General features: G+C 33.5%; 18 protein-coding genes, 1 pseudogene and 1 riboswitch. Of the genes and pseudogenes, 13 read left to right on the forward strand and 6 right to left on the reverse strand.

Annotated elements, in window-relative coordinates; translation table 11 throughout:
- A pseudogene (locus LQ677_RS14850) lies at positions 1-435 on the forward strand (PTS sugar transporter subunit IIA); the annotation flags it as partial.
- A 52-nt stretch (positions 436-487) separates the two neighbouring features.
- On the opposite strand, the gene LQ677_RS09375 reads toward LQ677_RS14850, so the two are convergent.
- A complete protein-coding gene (locus tag LQ677_RS09375; RefSeq protein ID WP_239748732.1) occupies positions 488-1,636 on the reverse strand; it encodes an NAD(P)-binding domain-containing protein in 1,149 nt (382 codons plus the stop codon).
- Between the two features lie 134 nt (positions 1,637-1,770).
- Positions 1,771-1,872, forward strand: a riboswitch (TPP riboswitch).
- Positions 1,873-1,981: 109 nt separating this feature from the next.
- Between LQ677_RS09375 and LQ677_RS09380 the strand changes: the two genes are divergently transcribed.
- Positions 1,982-2,734 (forward strand): 3-oxoacyl-ACP reductase, encoded by a 753-nt coding sequence (locus tag LQ677_RS09380; protein ID WP_107576769.1) that lies wholly within the window; start codon positions 1,982-1,984, stop codon positions 2,732-2,734.
- Between the two features lie 30 nt (positions 2,735-2,764).
- Positions 2,765-4,072, forward strand: coding sequence for an NtaA/DmoA family FMN-dependent monooxygenase (locus LQ677_RS09385; RefSeq protein WP_239748733.1), 1,308 nt, complete (start codon positions 2,765-2,767; stop codon positions 4,070-4,072).
- On the opposite strand, the gene LQ677_RS09390 is transcribed toward LQ677_RS09385, so the two are convergent.
- Complete coding sequence (locus LQ677_RS09390) at positions 4,069-4,992, reverse strand: AEC family transporter (protein WP_204253228.1); 924 nt, start codon at positions 4,990-4,992, stop codon at positions 4,069-4,071. The two genes, LQ677_RS09385 and LQ677_RS09390, sit on opposite strands and share 4 nt — an antisense overlap.
- Positions 4,993-5,666: 674 nt before the next feature.
- Between LQ677_RS09390 and LQ677_RS09395 the strand changes: the two genes are divergently transcribed.
- Positions 5,667-6,911, forward strand: a complete 1,245-nt coding sequence (locus LQ677_RS09395) for a Glu/Leu/Phe/Val family dehydrogenase (protein ID WP_107576772.1) — start codon at positions 5,667-5,669, stop codon at positions 6,909-6,911.
- 63 nt (positions 6,912-6,974) lie between these two features.
- Here LQ677_RS09395 and LQ677_RS09400 read toward each other — a convergent pair whose 3' ends face one another.
- Positions 6,975-7,886 (reverse strand): osmoprotectant ABC transporter substrate-binding protein, encoded by a 912-nt coding sequence (locus tag LQ677_RS09400; protein WP_196308041.1) that lies wholly within the window; start codon positions 7,884-7,886, stop codon positions 6,975-6,977.
- A 200-nt stretch (positions 7,887-8,086) separates the two neighbouring features.
- Between LQ677_RS09400 and fni the strand changes: the two genes are divergently transcribed.
- The 5 genes from fni to LQ677_RS09425 all read left to right on the forward strand — a co-directional run bounded on the left by fni (position 8,087) and on the right by LQ677_RS09425 (position 13,426).
- Positions 8,087-9,133 (forward strand): type 2 isopentenyl-diphosphate Delta-isomerase, encoded by a 1,047-nt coding sequence (fni, locus tag LQ677_RS09405; protein ID WP_037589210.1) that lies wholly within the window; start codon positions 8,087-8,089, stop codon positions 9,131-9,133.
- A 199-nt stretch (positions 9,134-9,332) separates the two neighbouring features.
- Positions 9,333-10,307: an SMP-30/gluconolactonase/LRE family protein gene (locus LQ677_RS09410; protein WP_037589209.1), complete on the forward strand. Its 975-nt coding sequence runs from the start codon at positions 9,333-9,335 to the stop codon at positions 10,305-10,307.
- 117 nt (positions 10,308-10,424) lie between these two features.
- A complete protein-coding gene (mvk, locus tag LQ677_RS09415) occupies positions 10,425-11,348 on the forward strand; it encodes a mevalonate kinase (protein WP_239748734.1) in 924 nt (307 codons plus the stop codon).
- Between the two features lie 5 nt (positions 11,349-11,353).
- The gene (gene mvaD / locus LQ677_RS09420) at positions 11,354-12,337 is read left to right on the forward strand and encodes a diphosphomevalonate decarboxylase (protein ID WP_239748735.1); all 984 of its coding nucleotides are present in this window, start codon (positions 11,354-11,356) and stop codon (positions 12,335-12,337) included.
- A gap of 12 nt (positions 12,338-12,349) precedes the next feature.
- A complete protein-coding gene (locus LQ677_RS09425) occupies positions 12,350-13,426 on the forward strand; it encodes a phosphomevalonate kinase (protein ID WP_037589206.1) in 1,077 nt (358 codons plus the stop codon).
- Between the two features lie 911 nt (positions 13,427-14,337).
- On the opposite strand, the gene LQ677_RS09430 is transcribed toward LQ677_RS09425, so the two are convergent.
- Positions 14,338-14,808, reverse strand: coding sequence for a peptide-methionine (S)-S-oxide reductase (locus LQ677_RS09430; protein WP_196307683.1), 471 nt, complete (start codon positions 14,806-14,808; stop codon positions 14,338-14,340).
- A gap of 25 nt (positions 14,809-14,833) precedes the next feature.
- On the reverse strand, positions 14,834-15,658 hold the full coding sequence (locus LQ677_RS09435; protein ID WP_159316047.1) for a class I SAM-dependent methyltransferase: 825 nt from the start codon (positions 15,656-15,658) through the stop codon (positions 14,834-14,836).
- Between the two features lie 171 nt (positions 15,659-15,829).
- On the opposite strand from LQ677_RS09435, the gene LQ677_RS09440 reads away from it, so the two are divergent.
- The 4 genes from LQ677_RS09440 to trhO all read left to right on the forward strand — a co-directional run bounded on the left by LQ677_RS09440 (position 15,830) and on the right by trhO (position 18,613).
- Positions 15,830-16,321: a GNAT family N-acetyltransferase gene (locus LQ677_RS09440; RefSeq protein WP_204253224.1), complete on the forward strand. Its 492-nt coding sequence runs from the start codon at positions 15,830-15,832 to the stop codon at positions 16,319-16,321.
- Positions 16,322-16,417: 96 nt separating this feature from the next.
- A complete protein-coding gene (gene spn, locus LQ677_RS09445; RefSeq protein ID WP_126476562.1) occupies positions 16,418-16,750 on the forward strand; it encodes an SPIN family peroxidase inhibitor in 333 nt (110 codons plus the stop codon).
- 199 nt (positions 16,751-16,949) lie between these two features.
- Positions 16,950-17,426, forward strand: coding sequence for a MarR family winged helix-turn-helix transcriptional regulator (locus LQ677_RS09450; RefSeq protein WP_037589193.1), 477 nt, complete (start codon positions 16,950-16,952; stop codon positions 17,424-17,426).
- Between the two features lie 239 nt (positions 17,427-17,665).
- Positions 17,666-18,613, forward strand: coding sequence for an oxygen-dependent tRNA uridine(34) hydroxylase TrhO (gene trhO / locus LQ677_RS09455; protein ID WP_037589192.1), 948 nt, complete (start codon positions 17,666-17,668; stop codon positions 18,611-18,613).
- Between the two features lie 149 nt (positions 18,614-18,762).
- On the opposite strand, the gene LQ677_RS09460 is transcribed toward trhO, so the two are convergent.
- A complete protein-coding gene (locus tag LQ677_RS09460) occupies positions 18,763-20,331 on the reverse strand; it encodes a hypothetical protein (RefSeq protein ID WP_204188233.1) in 1,569 nt (522 codons plus the stop codon).
- Positions 20,332-20,381: the final 50 nt, after the last annotated feature.

Here is a 20,381-nt window from a genome sequence, read left to right on the forward strand (position 1 = left end):
GTCTTTCACGAAAAAGTCATCACAATAGAAGACGCTGAAATGTCTCGAGATGACGCAATCGATAAACTAATTCACAATTTAAAACATCACAACTTTATAGACGATGAAAAAGCGTTAAAAGAAGCTGTATTGAAACGCGAATCAGAATCAACAACAGCAATTGGCATGAATGTAGCCATCCCACACGCTAAATCAAACGTTGTCAAACAGCCTGTCGTAGCTGTTCTAAATAACAAACAAGGTGTTGAATGGGAAAGTTTAGATGAAACACAACCTAAGATCATCTTCTTAATTGCTGTACCAAATGATAGTAGTGACACACACTTGAAGTTATTACAAAGACTGTCACGTACGCTTATGGACGATGATACTAGAGAAAAATTAATCAACGCTGAAAGCACAGAAGCTATTTATAACATTTTGAAAGAAATTTAATTTAAAAATCCTGGAACGAATTTGTTCCAGGATTTTTTTATGTCTGATATACCTAACTGCATTGCTCTATTTCGTGATACTTCTCACCTATCTTGCGTGCCGCTTCTCTTCCACCCATAATATTTCTAGCGAAAGGTCCCAATTCTAAATCAGCTAATCCACCTGATACGAATAAATTCGGCAACCATTCTAAATGTTTACTGATTTCAGGATAACCACATTTATTGAGTGGTGCTTCATACTCATGAATTAAACGATTTAATATCGGTTGAGTTAATAAAGTATTATCAAACCCTGTTGCCAATAATATATGGTCATAATCCATATGTTTCCCATCAACTGTTATGATTTGATGATTGTTAATATAATCTAATTCATTGAGATGTATCGTTAGTCTGCCCTTTTTCACATATTTCTTTAATCTAATGAATAACTCTTGTGGCATCGAACCTTTATGACGTTCTTTTAAGACAATATCCATCTTCTCTTCTGGATCTATTACTTTTGAAAAGCTTGCCATATTTTTAGGTCCTAACCACCCTGGATCAGCATCAAAATCATGAATTTCTAACGGCTTGTTCGTCCATAAATGCACATGCTTTTCATCATCATGATAAATTAATTTTAACGCTAAATGTGCTGCTGATATCCCACTTCCAACAACATGTGAACTTTCATCAAATTGAATATTTGCATCTTCAAAAATATGTTGTACATCTGGTGCATTCTCATACATTTTTGGAACCTTTGGCTTATGGTTACAACCAGATGCGATAATGACATTCTGTGTATATATCATCTTCCCTGATTCCAATACAACACACCAATTATCTCGATCTTTCTTTATATCTACTGCAGTATCTTTAACATGACATTCATGTAATCGGTAATATTCAACTTGTTCTGCTGTATGGTCCATAAACATATCTCTTTTCGGTCTCTTATACTTACCATAAATGCCACCTGCATAATCCATTTTCTTAAAATATTGTTTTAAATGAAAAGGATTTGGATGAACATGGTGTACGATTGGAGATCTTAAATAAGGCATACTAATATTCTGTGTTCGATGATCAAATTGATGACAGAACACATCGTGCGGGTCAATAATTGTTAAGTCTTTATTTTTTAATCCTTTAACTTTTAATTCTAATGCTATCGTTATAGCGTGGATGCCACCACCTACTATCGTCCACTTCATCTTATCACCTTTATTCTTTTTAAATCGTAATCAGTACGTTTTATATCATAACCGATTTTACCTATCGTTTGCAACTGAACATTTATACAAACTTGACATCGATTATTAAAAACTATACATTGAAAGTAATTAAATAGATGCACTAGGGGTGTTTTTTTAACTGAGATGAGTATGAACTCGAACCCTTTGAACCTGAACTAGATCGTACTAGCGTAGGAAAGTGTTTGTGAAAAGAATTTATAGGGATGACTATGCCCTTTTTATAAATATCTTTGTTTTTACACAACTTTCTTACGAGAAGGTTGTGTATTTTTTTATTTAAAATTCTATATGGGAGTGTTACATATGACAAAGACAATTTTAGTAACAGGTAGTAGTAGAGGATTAGGCGCAACAATCGCACGTACATTAGCATCTGAAGGACATCAAGTCATCATTAATTATCATAATAGTAAAGCGTTAGCAGAACAGTTAGTTGCTGAAATCGGTGCAGAACAAGCGATTGCTATTCAAGCGGATGTGACAAATCGTTCTGAAGTTGACCAGTTAATTGACGAAGGTACGAAACATTTTGGAAAAATTGATGTCGTCGTCAACAATGCTTTAGTTAACTTTAAATTTGACCCAGTAAAACAAAAAGCATTCGTCGATCTTACATGGGAAGACTATCAACAACAAATTGATGGCACATTAAAAGCAGCATTTAATATCGTGCAAAGTGTTGCACCACAATTCATTGAAAGAAAACAAGGTGCTGTCATTAGCATCGGTACAAACTTATTCCAAAATCCTGTCGTACCTTATCATGAATATACAACTGCGAAAGCTGGTTTAATAGGTTTCACGCGTAATATCGCTGCTGAATTAGGTCAATACGGCATTACAGCCAATGTTGTTTCAGGTGGCTTACTCAAAACGACCGATGCCAGCTCTGTAACAACACCTGAAGTATTCGACTTAATTGCTCAATCAACACCTCTTAAAAAAGTTACTTCACCACAAGATGTCGCAAATATGGTGAGCTTCCTTGCTTCTGATAAAGCAAGTGGTATAACTGGCCAAAATTATACTGTAGATGGCGGCTTAACAATGAACTAGAATTCCAAAAGAGAGATAAGGAGAATAGAAATGCGTAATTTAAGAAGTGATCAACTCAATATTGGTGTCTTATTATATGGCTGTGGCCATCATCAAGCTGCATGGCTTATGGAAGACTCCTCTATCGAACAGATTGGTGATATCTCTTATTATCAATCATTAGCACAACTATCAGAAAGAGGTTTATTAGATGCCGTGTTCTTTGCAGATAATCAATCTTTCCCTGCAAAGTCAGATAGTGAATTACCTGCATTCTGGTTAGATCCGATTGTGAACTTAACTGCTATATCACAAGTTACACAACATATTGGTTTAGTTTCAACAATCTCAAGTTCATTTTCAAACCCTTATACTGCTGCAAGGCAAATTTTAACACTCGATCATGCAACGAATGGTCGTGTTGGTTGGAACTTAGTAACATCTATGACAGATATAGAAGCTCAAAATCATAGTATGAAAGCTTTACCTCAGCATGATGATAGATATCATAAAGCGCAAGAATTTGCTGAGTTGATGGACAAACTATTTACATCTTGGCATAAAGAAGACTTCGTTCATGACCGTCATAACAATAAAGTGATTAATCATGAGCATGTGCATGCTTTTCATCATTCTGGCGATTATTTCCAAGTAAATGGACCGTTATCGACACCAAGTAGCCCACAAGGGAAACCTGTCGCTATGCAAGCTGGTGCATCCAAACAAGGTATTGCATTAGCCGTCAAACATGCAGATGCAGTTTATTCAGTATCATGGAATTTGAAACAAGCGAAAGCTTATAGAAATAAATTAAATACGGCTATTAGCGAAAGTGATACACCTGAGAAATATATTAAAGTCTTCCCAGGATTAGTCACTTATGTTGGCGAAACACGTGAAGAAGCACTGCTCAAAAAAGAAAAATTAGATAAAGCTTTACCAATTGAAAATGCCATCAAACAATTAAGTACGTTTGTTAGACAAGATTGTTCGAAATGGGCATTGGATGAGCCTGTCCCAGAACTGCCACCTGTTGAAGCATTCGATGGTCCAGTAGGCAGATATGAAACAATTTTAGAAATTATAGAAGATACCGCCCCTACAGTGAGAGAATTATTAGGATATCTCAATGCAGGTGGTGGGCATCTAACATTAATAGGTACACCCGAAGAAATAGTAGATGAAATGGAGCTTTGGTTTAAGTCTGGTGTTGCAGATGGCTTTAATTTAATGCCACCTACTTTACCACATAGTCTTGAAGATTTTGTAACATACATCGTTCCAGAATTACAACGACGTGGACTCTATAGAGAAGCTTATTCAAGTCAGACATTTAAAGAACTTTTAAATGTACATTAAAAAATTAAATAAGATAAATAAATGACAACAACAACAGAAATAGAACTAAACAACGTAGACATGAAGACTAATTCTGCAGCTAAAGCTGGATAATTATCATATTCTTGCGCAATAACTGAACTGTTCACGGATGTTGGCATCGCTGAAGCAATAAATAGTGTTTGTGCGATAATGCCATCTAACCCCATGCATTTTATAATGACTAATGCGATAGCTGGTCCAACAACTAATCTTATAAAGATATAAATATAAGAAGATGACCATTTAAAATTAAGTTTAATATTGGCAATTTGTGCACCGAGAAGAATTAAAGCAATCGCAATCATAGCATCAGACAAATAACTGACAGTCGTCCACATGAACTCAGGAATTGGAATATGATTATAATTTAAAATAATAGCAAGGACGAGTGCATATATAATGGGCATCTTAAAGTAATTGAGTAAAGCTTTAAGTTTACCTAATTGAACAGATTGAATTGCGAAGACACCATATGTAAACGTGAAGACATTTTGTAGCGTTAATACAATAACTTGTGCAGACATTGCGAGTGGATCACTTTTAAATACAATATCATTTAACGGCGCACCGTAGTTACCAGAGTTAAAGAAGAGTACACTGTTTGTTAAAGTTGTCTCTTTACCTTTATCTAAATTTTGCATTTTGGCGATAACAAAAGCGACGATATATAGAGCAATTATGTATATGACGAAGAATACGATGATTAATAATAATAAATTGACCGCTAACTCAGCTTTGTAAAACTTCGCAAAAATAAATCCAGGCACAAACACATTGATATTTAATTTTGCGAGCGTACGTAAATCAAGTTTCACACGCTTTTGAAGCACATAACCTAACGCTGTCATTAGAAAAATCGGTACAACAACCGTTAGTAAAATATTGAGCATTTCAGACAAAAAGACACCCCCACGATGTATAAGATAAGTTTTTGATAGTAATATCATAACATTCTTAGAAAATTGTTGGGGTGTCTTTTTAATATTGCAAATAATCGTGTGCTGTATATGAGAGAATGATACAGGATTTGAATCATTTTATGGGTTGGATGTGGGATAGAATTGGTTTTTTGTGGAACTTGTGAGTTTACTAGGGTATTAACTCGCATCTGCGGCAATCACGTGTGTTTACTCCGACTTTAACTCACATCTTTTGCGATCTTGTGAGTTTACTGCCTCTTTAACTCACATCCCAGCCAATATTCTCATTCCACTCATTACTCAATTTATAAAATATACACTATGATTTCATGAATCTCTTTTCTACACCTCTTCATTTATATAAAAAAGAAGAATCTTGGACAAAAATTCATTTGTCCAAGATTCATTCACACTAGTAAATATAATGGTTTCATTATATTTGTATATGCTCGTAATTGAATTATATCATGTCTTCCAATTACTACCAACTACTTACACTCACTACATTAAAATACATCAAATTTTATCATTATACATATTTGAATTTTTAGTAAATTCAGTTTATTTTATTGAAAACCATTTTCATTTGTATTATGATTTTATTTAATATGTTTTTTTTAGACTTTATTTTAACCAACAAAGGAGCGTCAATCATGAGTGAAAATAGCAATCTTGTAACTTCTACACAAAATATAATTGAACAAGCTTTATATAAATTAGGGTACGATGAAGGTCTTTTTGAATTGATTAAAGAACCTGCTAGATTTTTAAGAGTTCGTATTCCAGTTAAAATGGACGATGGATCTGTAAAAACTTTTACAGGATATCGCTCTCAACATAATAGTTCAGTGGGACCTACTAAAGGTGGCGTCCGCTTCCACCCTGATGTAGATGAAAATGAAGTAAAAGCATTATCTATGTGGATGACTTTAAAATGTGGTCTCGTTAACTTACCTTATGGTGGTGGTAAAGGTGCCATTCAATGTGACCCTCATAGCATGAGTCAAAACGAACTAGAAAGATTGTCACGTGGATATGTTAGAGCAATTGCTCAAATCGTTGGACCTACTAAAGATATCCCTGCACCCGATGTATATACGGATGCTCAAATCATGTCTTGGATGATGGATGAATATAGTATTATGCATAAAGTTAACGCGCCAAATTTCATTACAGGTAAACCCATTTCTTTAGGCGGTTCACTAGGTCGCGAACAAGCAACAGCTTTAGGTGCTGTAATTACGATTGAAGAAGCGGCTAAGCGTAAGCATATTAATATCGAAGGTTCAAAAGTTGTTATACAAGGATTTGGTAATGCTGGTAGCTTTATTGCTAAAATCCTCCATGATAAAGGTGCAAAAATTGTCTGTATCTCAGAAAGTCGTGGTGCTTTATATGATCCAGAAGGTTTAGATATTGATCATTTATTAGAGCTTCGTAAAGAACACGGTAGAATCACACCTCTATTTGATAACATTATTCCGAACGAAGATATATTTGGAATTGATTGTGACATTTTAGTACCCGCAGCTTTAGCAAACCAAATCACCGCACAAAATGCAGGAGATATTAAAGCAAGTATAGTAGCAGAAGCGGCTAACGGTCCTACAACACAAGAAGCAACTCGTATTCTGACAGAAAATGATGTCCTTTTAATTCCCGATGTACTTGCCAGTGCTGGTGGTGTAACTGTTTCATATTTTGAATGGGTACAGAACAATCAAGGACTTTATTGGTCTGAAGAAGAAGTGAATCAGTTATTAAAAACTAAGATTGTCGAAGCTTTTGACAAAGTATATGACATTTCACAAAAGAGAAAACTAGACATGAGATTATCAGCTTATGTTGTAGGTGTTAGACGTACAGCCGAAGCAACACGATTCAGAGGATGGGCTTAATAAATAGAGTATTAATGAAAAAGCAGGAACCTCACTTGTGGTTCCTGCTTTTTACTATATTAACTATTCAAAATAGTGATGTGCTTTAAGGAATTTTTCTGCGATTATAGCGGGCTCTTCTTTTTGGCCGTCTGCTTGATAATTCAATTCTTGCATTTTTTCAGTAGATACTTTCCCAACCAATTTTTCTATTGATTTTTTAGCTTTTGGATTATGTTTCAAATATTCATTTGTTGCTAAAGGGCTGGCGTCATATGGTGGGAAGAAGTGACGATCATCTTCTAGTGTCACTAAATCATAAGCAGCTATTCTTCCATCTGTTGTATACCCAAGTGCGGCATCAATGCTTTTATTCTTCAATGCATCATATACGAGTCCGATTTGCATTGTTCTAATATCTTTAAATTCAAATCCGTATGCCTTTGAAAAAGCTGGATAGCCGTCCCCTTTTCTCTTAATCCATGTAGGATCACTTGCTACTCTTAATTCATCTTTATGTTTAGCTAAATCCGAAACTTTTTTTAAATTGTACTTTTTAGCTGTATCTTTAGTGACTGTAAATGCGAAGGTATTTTCAAATCCATATGAGTCAAAAAATGTTTGATCAAATTTCTTTTGAAAACCTGTTTTAACAGCTTTCTCAGCTTTTTTAGTATTTGTAATGGGTTCAGAGTTTAAAGCACCTACTAAATCAGTACCTGTATATCTTGTTGCGGATATTTGCGCATTATCATTTAATATCGCGTTATGTTCAATTACCGCAGAACCAAGATTATTTACAATTATCGGTTTTACTTGTCCTTTTGTATCATGCTCGATTTGTAAGCGAATCATATGCGCCATGATTTGAGACTCGCTTGTAGCAAGCGCCGTAATTTTCACTGTATCAGACGATGCGCCACCTAAGCCTGGTAAAGTACAACCGCTTAATAATAATGTACAAATTAAAATTAAAGTAAGTTTTTTAAATTTGATAACGATTCTCCTCCATTTTATGTATATTTGTATAGTATTATATTAGCATAAATTGATTGCCTTATTTTTCTACCATTTGGAAAAAGATTTTGAAGCGGAATGTATAACAATGTTTAGTTTATATTCAATTATACAACTGGTATAATGTGTATTAAGATAAAATATATCATTAAACATATAGACGCACGGAGGATAAATGAATGGACGACTCATTAAGAAGCAAAAGGAAGAATGAACATATTCAGCTGGCATTAGATACGTATTCACCAGTTAGTACTGATTTTGATAAAGTACAGCTTATACATCAATCCATTCCTTCTATTAATAAAAATCAAATTGATTTATCAGTAAAATTTCCGCATTTCACGTTTAAATACCCTATTTATATCAATGCGATGACGGGTGGAAGTGAAAGAGCGGCAACTATTAACAAAGAGTTAGCGCAAATAGCTAAAGCTTGTAACATACCTATGGCAGTAGGTTCTACACATTCAGCCCTAAAAGACCCTAACGCTGAATCAAGTTTCACAGTAGTACGTGACGAAAATCCTGAAGGTTTAATATTCAGTAATGTCGGAGCAGATATTGAATATGCAAAAGCTAAGAAATCTATAGAACTTCTAAATGCTGACGCCCTACAAATTCACGTCAATGCACCTCAAGAACTGATAATGCCTGAAGGTGATACTGAATTTGAAAATTGGCTAACAAACATTCAAGAAATTCAAGATAATATTGATATACCTGTGATCATCAAAGAAGTTGGTTTCGGTATGAGTGCTGAAACGATTCAAAAAGTTAAAGATATTGGTATTCAATATGTAGATGTTAGTGGTAGAGGCGGTACGAATTTTGCGGACATTGAAAATCAAAGAAGACCATTAAAAGATATGGCATTCTTAAATCAATGGGGACAAAGTACTGTTCAAAGCTTATTAGAAGCACAATTATTAAATGCAGATATTCATATATTAGCTAGTGGTGGCGTTAAAAACCCACTCGATGCCATTAAATCTCTTGTACTAGGTGCAGAAGCTGTTGGCTTATCTGGATATGTTCTCAAATATTTAGATGCTTATGGCGTAGAAGATACAATTGAACATATGAAACAATTTATCGAACAAATGCATGTCATTGCTAATTTATTGAATGCATCAAACGTATCTGATTTAAAATCAGTCAGCTATGTATTGTCTCCAGAATTACAGACATATGTAGAACAACGCACGAAATCAATTAAAGCTTAATCAGAAAAACAGCTTTTCCTCTTCTCGAAAAGCTGTTTTTTATATGTTTATAATTTCTTTTACATCATTCATATTTTTCGCAATTTAATATTCATTTTCATTGTAAGTTAAAAGTGATAATATTAAAGATATATATTAAACACATCTTTAAAGTACATGTGTACTTTTCTATATTGTACAACTTAAAGGAGAGATTATCATGGCTGATCAACATATACCATCTTTATATTATACGGAAGCTTCAAAAAGTGCTGTCCCACTACTTGCGCATGAACAACACTTGCAAACTGTAACAGCTGAACCCTGGCTCAAAATTTCTGATGAAGGTCTTCAATTAGAAGGTTTATGCTTTGATAGAAATCATAATCTATTCTTATGCGAAGTATTTGGCGGGACTATTTTCCGCGTTGATTTACCTGAGAAAAAAGTTAATACAGTATTTAAATCTGAGAAAACTAACCCGGCTTCTGTTAAAATACATAAAGACGGACGATTATATATGTCTTATTTAGGTGACTTCAAAAGTTCTGGAGGTATTTTTGCGACTGATGCAGACGGCAAAAATCCACAAAGTATCGTTTCAGATATCGATACAGAATATTGCGTTGATGATTTAGTATTTGATAGTAAAGGTGGATTCTACTTTACTGATTTTAGAGGATACTCTACAAATCCACTTGGTGGCGTATATTATGTTTCACCAGATCATCAAACAATTACACCTATTATTCAAAATATCGCAGTAGCAAATGGGATTGCATTAAGTACAGATGAACGTGTACTATGGGTAACTGAAACAAATGCGAATAGATTACATCGTATTTCACTAGAAGAAGACGGTGTGACAATTGAACCATTTGGTGCATCTATTCCATATCATTTTACAGGTCATGAAGGTCCTGATTCTTGTTGTATTGATAGTGACGATAACCTTTATGTTGCTATGTATGGTCAAGGTAGAGTACTTGTCTTTAACAAAAGTGGTTACCCTATCGGACAAATATTAATGCCAGGTCGCGATCAAGGGCATATGTTAAGATCGACACATCCTGCATTTATACCAGGTACAAATCAATTAATCATTTGTGCCAATGATATAGAACGTGGTGGCGATTCTTGGTTATTTACAGCGAAAGGCTTTGCAAAAGGTCATAATAGCTATCAATTTCATTAAAAATTGTAATAATTACACATTAATTAGTTAAAGTTTTTGAATATATGGTGACAGAGCTTTATAATAATAAAGTGTTTAACAAAAATAAAATAAGAAATACTAAAGGTGATTGAAAATATGGCACAAATAGGATACGGGGAAGCAAATGGGAAAGTTATTTTAATAGGAGAACATGCTGTTACTTTTGGACAACCAGCAATAGCGATTCCATTTACAACAGGTAAAGTGAAAGTAACGATCCAGTCTCTTAACGCTGGTGATACTTCATATATTAATAGTGATGTATATGAAGGAACGTTACTATCAGCTCCTGAACATATTAAATCTGTTATTTCAAGATTTATCGATAAACATCATATTGAAGAGCCTATAAATGTTAAATTCGAAACAAATCTTCCCCCTTCAAGAGGATTAGGTTCCAGTGCTGCTATGGCTATCGCCTTTGTAAGAGCAAGTTATGATTATATAGGAGAGCCTCTTTCTGACGAATTATTAATAGAAGAAGCGAATTGGGCAGAACAAATCGCACATGGCAAACCGAGTGGCATCGATACTCAAACGATTGTCTCTAATAAACCAGTATGGTTCCAACAAGGAAAAGTAACAACTTTAAAACCACTATCCATAAACGGCTATATGGTCGTGATTGATACAGGTGTTCAAGGTTCTACTAAACAAGCAGTCGAAGATGTCCACCAATTATGTGATCATAATGAACAATATATGCAATATATAGAGCATATTGGTACGCTCGTATATGATGCTAATGAAGCAATCGAACATCATGATTTCACAAAATTAGCACACGTATTTGAACGTGCACAAGAAAATTTACGCAAGTTAACAGTTAGTCATGACAATATTGAAGCATTACTTGAAATAAGTAAATTACAAGGTGCAACTGCTGGTAAACTAACAGGCGGCGGCCGTGGTGGTAGCATGATTGTACTCGCTCAAAATCTCGACATTGCTGAAAAAATTGCAACAAGTGCTGAAAAATTCGGTGCTCATCATACTTGGATTGAAAATTTAGGAGGTTAACGAGATTGAATATGAGTGGTAAAGCCCGCGCGCACACAAATATTGCTTTAATTAAATATTGGGGAAAAGCCGATGAATCACTGATCATCCCCATGAATAATAGCTTATCCGTTACGCTTGATAAATTTTATACAGAAACAAAAGTGACATTTAGTCCTGAATACACGAAAGATATACTCGTTCTAAATGGTGAAGAAGTAAACGAAGAACAATCGAAGAAAATTTATCAGTTTATGAACCTTGTAAGAGAACGTAGTCATACTTCACACTATGCTTATATTGAAAGTGTCAATTATGTTCCTACAGCAGCAGGTCTTGCTTCATCAGCAAGCGCATTTGCAGCCCTTGCTGCAGCTTGTAACGAAGCACTTAACTTGAATATGTCTGATAAAGATTTATCAAGATTAGCTAGAAGAGGTTCAGGCTCAGCTTCTAGAAGTATTTTTGGTGGATTTGCTGAATGGGAAAAAGGTCATGACGACGAAACGTCATATGCACACTCAATTGATGCACAAGGTTGGGAAGAAAATTTATCAATGGTATTTGTGGTCATCAATAACCAATCTAAAAAAGTATCTAGTCGTTCAGGTATGTCCCATACGAGAGACACTTCTCGTTTCTACCAATATTGGTTAGATCATGTTGATGAAGATATTGCATCAGTTAAAGAAGCCATTCGTAATAAAGACTTCAAACATTTAGGTGAAGTCATCGAAGAAAATGGCTTACGCATGCACGCTACTAATTTAGGTGCACAGCCACCTTTCACATACTTAGTACCAGAAAGTTATGAAGTTATGGATATTGTACATCAATGTAGAAAAGCTGGATATCCGTGCTATTTTACAATGGATGCAGGTCCAAATGTTAAAATATTAGTCGAAAAGAAAAACCAGCAATTTATAATAGACGCTTTACTTAAATCTTTTAATAAAGAACAAGTTATTGCGAGTGATATTACAAACACAGGAATTGAAATTATTGAGTAAGGAAGAGATATAATGATTCAAGTCAAAGCGCCAGGAAAGCTGTATATTGCTGGAGAATATGCAGTAACAGAGCCTGGATATAAATCTGTCTTAATTGCAGTTGATCGATTTGTGACGGCAACAATTGAAGATACGAATTCATCATCAGGATTTATCCATTCTAAGACTTTACATCATGAGCCGATTACATTTACAAGAGAACAAGACAAAATCATCATTTCTGATAATGATGCTGCAGATCAGCTTAAATATATTACACAAGCTATAGAAGTCTTTGAACAATTTGCTAAAAGTTCCAATGTCACATTAAGACATTATAACTTAACGATTGATAGTAACCTTGATGATGCATCCGGTCATAAATATGGTTTAGGTTCTAGTGCAGCCGTATTAGTATCTGTTATCAAAGCTCTAAACGAATTCTATAACTTACAATTATCAAATTTATTTATTTATAAATTAGCTGTTATCGCTAATATGAAATTACAAAGTTTAAGTTCTTGCGGTGATATTGCAGTAAGTGTTTATACAGGTTGGTTAGTCTATAGCACTTTTGATCACGTTTGGGTTAAACAACAAATAGAAGAAACATCTGTAATGGATGTCCTTTATAAAAACTGGCCAGGCTTACACATCGAACCACTTCAAGCACCAGAGCATATGGAAGTATTAATCGGTTGGACAGGCTCACCCGCTTCTTCACATCATTTAGTAAGTGAAGTCAAACGCTTAAAAGCAGACCCAACAATATATACACAATTTTTAGATCAATCACAGAAATATGTCGAACAACTTATTAAAGCATTTAAGACAAACAATATACAAGGTGTTCAAGATACAATTAGAAAGAATCGTACCGTTATACAATATTTAGATTCATTCGCTACAATAGATATCGAAACACCACATCTTAAAAAATTATGCGATATCGGAGAATCATACGGTGGCGCAAGTAAAACATCAGGAGCTGGCGGCGGCGACTGCGGTATCACAATTGTAGAAAACGATAGAAATAAACAAAAAATATACAATGAGTGGTCAAGCAATGGCATTAAGCCACTGAACTTTAGTATTTATCACGGACAATAAAATGAGAAAAGCTAGGACTTTGAACAAGTCCTAGCTTTTTTGTGGAATAGTATATGGGGAACCGTGGCGAATGTTGCTAGTCACGGACGTCTTGCAATATTCGAGAGCTCTATGTTGCTAGTCATGGCCGTCTTGCAATTTTCGGCGGCCCTATGTTGCTAGTTAGGGCTGTCTTGCAATTTTCGGCGCCTCTATGTTGCTAGTTAGGGCTGTCTTGCAATTTTCGGCGCCCCTATGTTGCTAGTTAGGGCTTTCTTGCTATTTTCAGGGCTTCTATGTTTCTAGTCATGGCCGTCTTGCAATTTTCGGCGCCCCTATGTTGCTAGTCATGGCGGTCTTGCAATTTTCGGCGCCCCTATGTTGCTAGTCAGCGGCGTCTTGCAATATTCGACGCTTCTATGTTGCTAGTTATGGTCGTCTTGCAATATTCAAGGCCTCTATGTTGCTAGTTAGGGCTGTCTTGCAATATTCGGCGCCTCTATGTTGCTAGTTAGGGCTGTCTTGCAATATTCGGCGCCCCTATTTATCTAGATTGATCAGTCTTGATAAATACAATGCTCATATTTATCTTGTTTGGTCTGTCTTGATAAATACAATGCTCATATTTATCTTGTTTGGTCTGTCTTGATAAATACAACGTCTCTATTTATCTTGTTTCGCCTGTCTTGATAAATACAACGCCCCTATTTATCTTGTTTCGCCTGTCTTGATAAATACAGCGCCTCTATTTATCTTGTTTGGTCAATCTTGATAAATACAACGCCCCTATTTATCTTGTTTGGTCTGTCTTGATAAATACAACACTCATATTTATCTTGTTTGGCCAGTCTTGATAAATACAACGCCTCTATTTATCTTGTTTGGTCAATCTTGATAAATACAGCGCCTCTGGACCCATCTCAAATACCTCTTTATTTATATTTATTCATCATTTCTTGGGAAATGTGGCAATAATCGTCTGGGCATTTTGCTAAACGGTCTTGGTGTTCTTCTGCGCTTCGTACATAATTCTCTAATGCTTTAACCTCAACTGCAATTCGGTCTGCATCACTTCTATTTGCTATAAATTGGCGTGCAGCTTCTAAATGATGGTCTTCTTCACTATAGACTCCTGTTCGATATTTCAACCCAACGTCTTCACCTTGTTTGTTCACACTATATGGGTCTATAATTTCAAACAAGTATGCCATCAAATCTTCTACACTAACGATTGCAGGATCAAATACAGTCTTTACACATTCTGCATAACCATCGTAATCACCTTCAAGTGTACGGCTACTTCCATTCACTCTACCCGCTTCTGTCTCAATTACACCAGGTAACGTCTTTACAAAAGCTTGTACGCCCCATAAACAACCGCCTGCTAAATATATCGTTTCCATAGCCAACTCCCACTACACTTTTATATTAAGTGTTTTTGATTATTACAATTTTATTATTAAATCGATTTTTAAGATAGACTATATACTTAAACCATTTCAAATAGCGCCATCTATGTGAGTATCTATCAAAGTAATTATATTCTTTAACAACTTTCCAACTTCCTGGCAAAATATCTTTTAACTCTGCGACATTATTATAACCAAACTTAAATAATGGTTTACTAGAAAGTTTAGAGACAGATGGATGATTATTTGTATGTTTAGTCATAAACTTTGAACAAAATTCAGAAGCAATTACTAAATGATGCTTATCAAATGACTGAGCAATCTCTTTATACAAAGCTTCAATTTCTACTTTCTCAAAATACATTAACACACCTTCAAATATTATTAAAATATCACTATCTTCTTTAAAATGTACATTACGTTTAACATCATCAATCCAAGTATAATCAAACATAGACTTATTAATCATTTTATAAAAATATGTTTCATTAAAAAATCGTCTTCTAAGATTTATACTTTCAGGTACATCAATATCAATCCATGGTATCTTGTTCAATTTCAAGCGACTGAGACGCGTATCCAATCCGCATCCAATATTAATAATAAATGGATGATTAGAATCTTTAATAAAATTAATCACAATTTCATCTAAAATTTCTGTCCTAATACTAATACCAAGCTGCGTTAGCCAATCCACATATGTATCAAGCACAGGATTGTCTATTTCTTTTATTATTTTAACAGATAAAGGATCATTAATAATTGGCATATCACTTAAAGTCTCTTTTGCCTTAACAGCAATCGGTATTAGCATAGATTCTGGTATCCCTTTCAACTCCGACATATCTTATCCCCCACTAGAATTTTAAATTTATTATTACACATTGTAAAAAAATGTCAATTTAAACTTTGTTTTCTTTTGAAAAAGGTTATTTAAATTATGATAAAATACAAACAATAATTTAACAGACATAAAAGAGTTATTTTAATTTAGAAATCAAATTGGAGGTTTACTATGAAATTAATTGCATATAACGACAATTATTATAATAAAGTGCAGTCATATCAAATGGATCATTCACAACTTCAGTTTACAAAAACACCGAAAGAAAATATTGAACTGGCAGCACAAAATAAAAATAGACATTGCATATTGGGATTATCAGAAGATGACAAACTGGCTGTATTCTTCGTCTTGCATGAACATAGCGAATTTACAAAGTACTTTTCAACACCAGATGAATCCACAATTTTTGTAAGATCATTATCAACAGATAAACGCTATTTAAGACAAGGCTATGCAAAACAAAGCTTGCAACAACTCAATCATTACTTATTAGAACATATGCCACATATAAAACACATTGCACTCTTAGTAGATATTCCAAATCAAATTGCATATGAACTATATATTAAATTAGGCTTTGTAGATACCGGCGTAGAAATAAATAACGATGGTGATTTAACAAAATTAATGGAGAAGGATTTATTCTCCCCTAATTCTTAACTCATTCTTAACTATCATTAAATAACTTTTAACTGCCTATTTTTTGGAAATATATATATTATAATCAACTTATCAAATGATTGGAGATGGTTATATATGAAATTCAAAAAATTAATTCCTGTTACTTTATCTGCTGTTATTCTAGGTTTTGGTGCGGTTAGTGTTACTGATTCTCATCATGCTGATGCTAAAACACATTCTCAAAATGGATTAACGCTTCATGATGATACGCGATTACCTTTCCACACTGATCAAGATTTAGCTGTTCTACTTAATAAAGATACTGACACATTAACTAAACAGCAACTTATTGATTATTTTAAATTATTAGGCTTTAAAAATGTAGGACAAGTTATTAAAACGGCAGAAAAACAAAATATCGATGTTTCAGCTTTTCATAAGTACAGAAATCATAAAGGCTGGAAATAATAATATCAGAAGTTGAATTTGGGAATGATTAAATTCCCTTTCAACTTCTTTTTGTTTTTGAATAACATTAATACTCAAAAACAATTAATTGTGCATAACAACTAAACATTACCATACAATTTGCGAAATTTTACTTTTTTATTTAATCAAAGTTTGATAAAATCTTAATGCATAAATTAATTTAATGGAGGAATACAATATGGAAAATATAGAGAGACAAGAGTTATTACAAGATTTTAAAACTAAGCTTTTACGATTAAATACTAATTTTAAATTTCTATGTGGACATGTTGCTAATAACAATGGTTACTCATTAAATTACCTGAACTTATTATATTTTATTAGTGAAAATGAAGGTATGACATTAGCTGGACTTGCTGAGTCTCAAGACATGGATAAAGGGAATTTAAGTCGTTTGTTAAATGGTCAAATTAAAGAAGGCTTCGTAGAAAAGAAAATGGACAAGGAAGACAATAGAAAGATTCATGTATTTATAACAGAAGTTGGTCGTGAAAAAATTAAAGAATTAAACAACATATGTATTAGCAATTTAGATCACTTACTAAAAATAATACCTGATGATGAATTTACAAGTTTCATTTCAACTTTAGATAAATTAGACAACCATTTCGGTAATTACGCGAAAGAAATTAAAGAAGGCGAATTACAAATTTAACTTTCTCAAAAAATAACAGTCAACATAACTCCATTTCCACCTCGAACTCACATTAAACGATAGATAAAAACGATTTCATATTATTTTACAAAATCAAACAATTGAAAAATGCAACTTTTTTGATACAATATAATGAGGATAAAAATGTGCATTCATATCAAAATTGTTCCATATCAACTAGATACATTCAAATTGACATATCATATAAATAAAAAAAGAGAATTAGAGGAGATAAGAAAATGGATTATAGAGTACTATTGTTTTATAAATATACAACAATTACTGACCCCGAAACTTTTGCAGCAGAGCATTTAGAATTTTGTAAAGACCTTGAACTTAAAGGACGTATTTTAGTAGCAACTGAAGGTATTAACGGTACACTTTCAGGTACGAAAGCTGACACAGATAAATACATGGAACAAATGAAAGCAGACGAAAGATTTGAAGGCATTACATTCAAAATCGACGAAGCAGAAGGACATACTTTCAAAAAAATGCACGTGCGTCCAAGACCAGAAATCGTAGCATTAGACTTAGAAGAAGATGTAGATCCTAGAGAATTAACTGGTAACTACTTATCACCAAAAGAATTTAGAGAAGCTTTATTAGAAGAAGATACAATCGTCATTGATGCAAGAAATGATTACGAATATGACTTAGGACACTTCCGCGGTGCAATTCGTCCAGATATTACAAGATTCAGAGATTTACCAGACTGGATTAAAGAGAATAAAGAACAATTTATGGATAAGAAAATTGTCACTTATTGCACAGGTGGTATCCGTTGCGAAAAATTCTCAGGCTTCTTATTAAAAGAAGGTTTCGAAGATGTTAGCCAATTAGAAGGCGGAATCGCAACTTACGGTAAAGATCCAGAAACTAAAGGTGAATTCTGGGACGGTAAAATGTACGTATTCGATGAAAGAATTAGCGTAGACGTAAACCAAGTTGAAAAAACAGTAGTCGGTAAAGAATGGTTCGACGGCACACCATGTGAAAGATACATTAACTGTAGTAACCCAGAATGTAACCGTCAATTCTTAGTTACAGAAGAGAACGAACACAAATATCTTGGTGCATGCTCACACGAATGTGCATCACACGAAAGAAACCGTTACGTAAAAGCACACAACATTAGCGAAGAAGAAAAAGCAAACCGCTTAGAAAACTTTAAAGCATTAGTATAAAATAACCGTCACTAAATAAACCCCCTTACTAGTCACGTAGTAAGGGGGTTTGGTGATGCCTATGGAAATTATGTTATGCATTTATTATACTGCACCTCCTATAATTTGTAAATAAAATAGTTTATAAATAGACTTCTGTTACTTTCAAATTATTTCCCTTTTACAAAAACTACTTTTCGTTTACTCCGCTTCATTTTACCGTTTTGATCTACAAATTGATAATTCGTGAGTACAGTATTTGTCGTTTTGACCAGTTTAATATTATTAATGGTTGAAACTTTCTCTGTAATGGCAAAGAAGTTAAACATATATTTATACTTGCCTGAATCGTTTTTAAATTTCATATATCTTTTTTTATTTTTATTTACTTTATATACCGCAACGACTCTGCCATCACAAGGATGTATGCCGATAATATAATTGACTTTTTTAGCTACTTTTTCACTGATTTCTAATCGTGTAACGATTTCTTTTTTTATAGTTTTTGAAGTTGTTGAATACGTTAATGATGCTGGTATGTTATTTTCTTTACTATCTATGCGCAACTTTACAATGAGTATGTTATAGTGCCCTAGTTCATTAATATCAATATATTGAATATCTGTATGATGTTGGATTGTATTGAAATCTCCATATATTTTTGCATTAATTTCATCGTTGTCCACTTGAAATCCATTTGTATAATTATACATTTGATTATAGGATACAACCCCTCCATAATTGACTGGACTAAATACTGTATATTGATTGAGCATTGTCTTTACAGTGATTTGTGCTTCTCTTTCTGTTATATCCGTCATAAATACGACTGGTGTGATATACGATGAATTTTCTATATATGCCTTTGATTGTTTGTGACTATTGATGATAGGAATCTTATCAATATCCTGTGCAGTCAAATTTCCTTGGTGATATCCTATGTATAAAAGCGCATTTTGTTCATTATCCAGTAGTCCATATACGTAATACTGACTAAATGCTTTAATATTCTCCATTTGCAGTAGTATTTCATTGTCTTTATCACTTTGAATGTTAAGTTTCTCAGGTACTTTAAAATTTTCATATAATGTTTCTGAAAAATCATCTTCATACTTCTGATAATATAATGAATCAAATCTCTCTAATAACTTTATCCCGGAATTTCGTACATATACAACTGACTTTCTCGTATGCTCATATAATTCACTTGCAAGTAAATTTTGTACATAAAGTGACCTTAAAATTTTCTGTGTATATTTATCTATATCTTTTACTTCGATAAAAATTTTTCCTTCATTAATTTCTTGTTCAAATGTTACTTTATGTTTAAAGTGCTTATAATCTCCTTTAGGAATTTTGACTAATATTTTACTTCTATGATGTGGTATAGATCTAACTGATTTTAGTACAAAATAATGATGATAACTAAAATAAGTCCAAGCCGCACTTTTTAAATATTGTTTGATGCTATTCATCATACTTTCCACATCTCTATAGCGATCATAATAAACGCTATAAAGTGACTTAAGTGTCCCTTTTCTTTTATGATCACTAATACGAAATGTAATCCATTGATGTGATTCTGTATTGAGCAATGTTACATAATACGAATGCTTATTACTTGAGAATGTTAAAGATAATAATATCTCATCCGGTTTCAGCAAATTTTTAATTTCTGTTTCAAGAATTTTTGAAAATTCTTTGCTATGTGTATTAACAAAATCTTTACCGTATAACATATAAACCATCCCTCGTTTTAAACAATTATATATTAAGATTTTATTATTTC

This window comes from Mammaliicoccus sp. Q-M61, from assembly GCF_022386055.1.
Classification (GTDB): Bacteria; Bacillota; Bacilli; order Staphylococcales; family Staphylococcaceae; genus Mammaliicoccus; species Mammaliicoccus sciuri_A.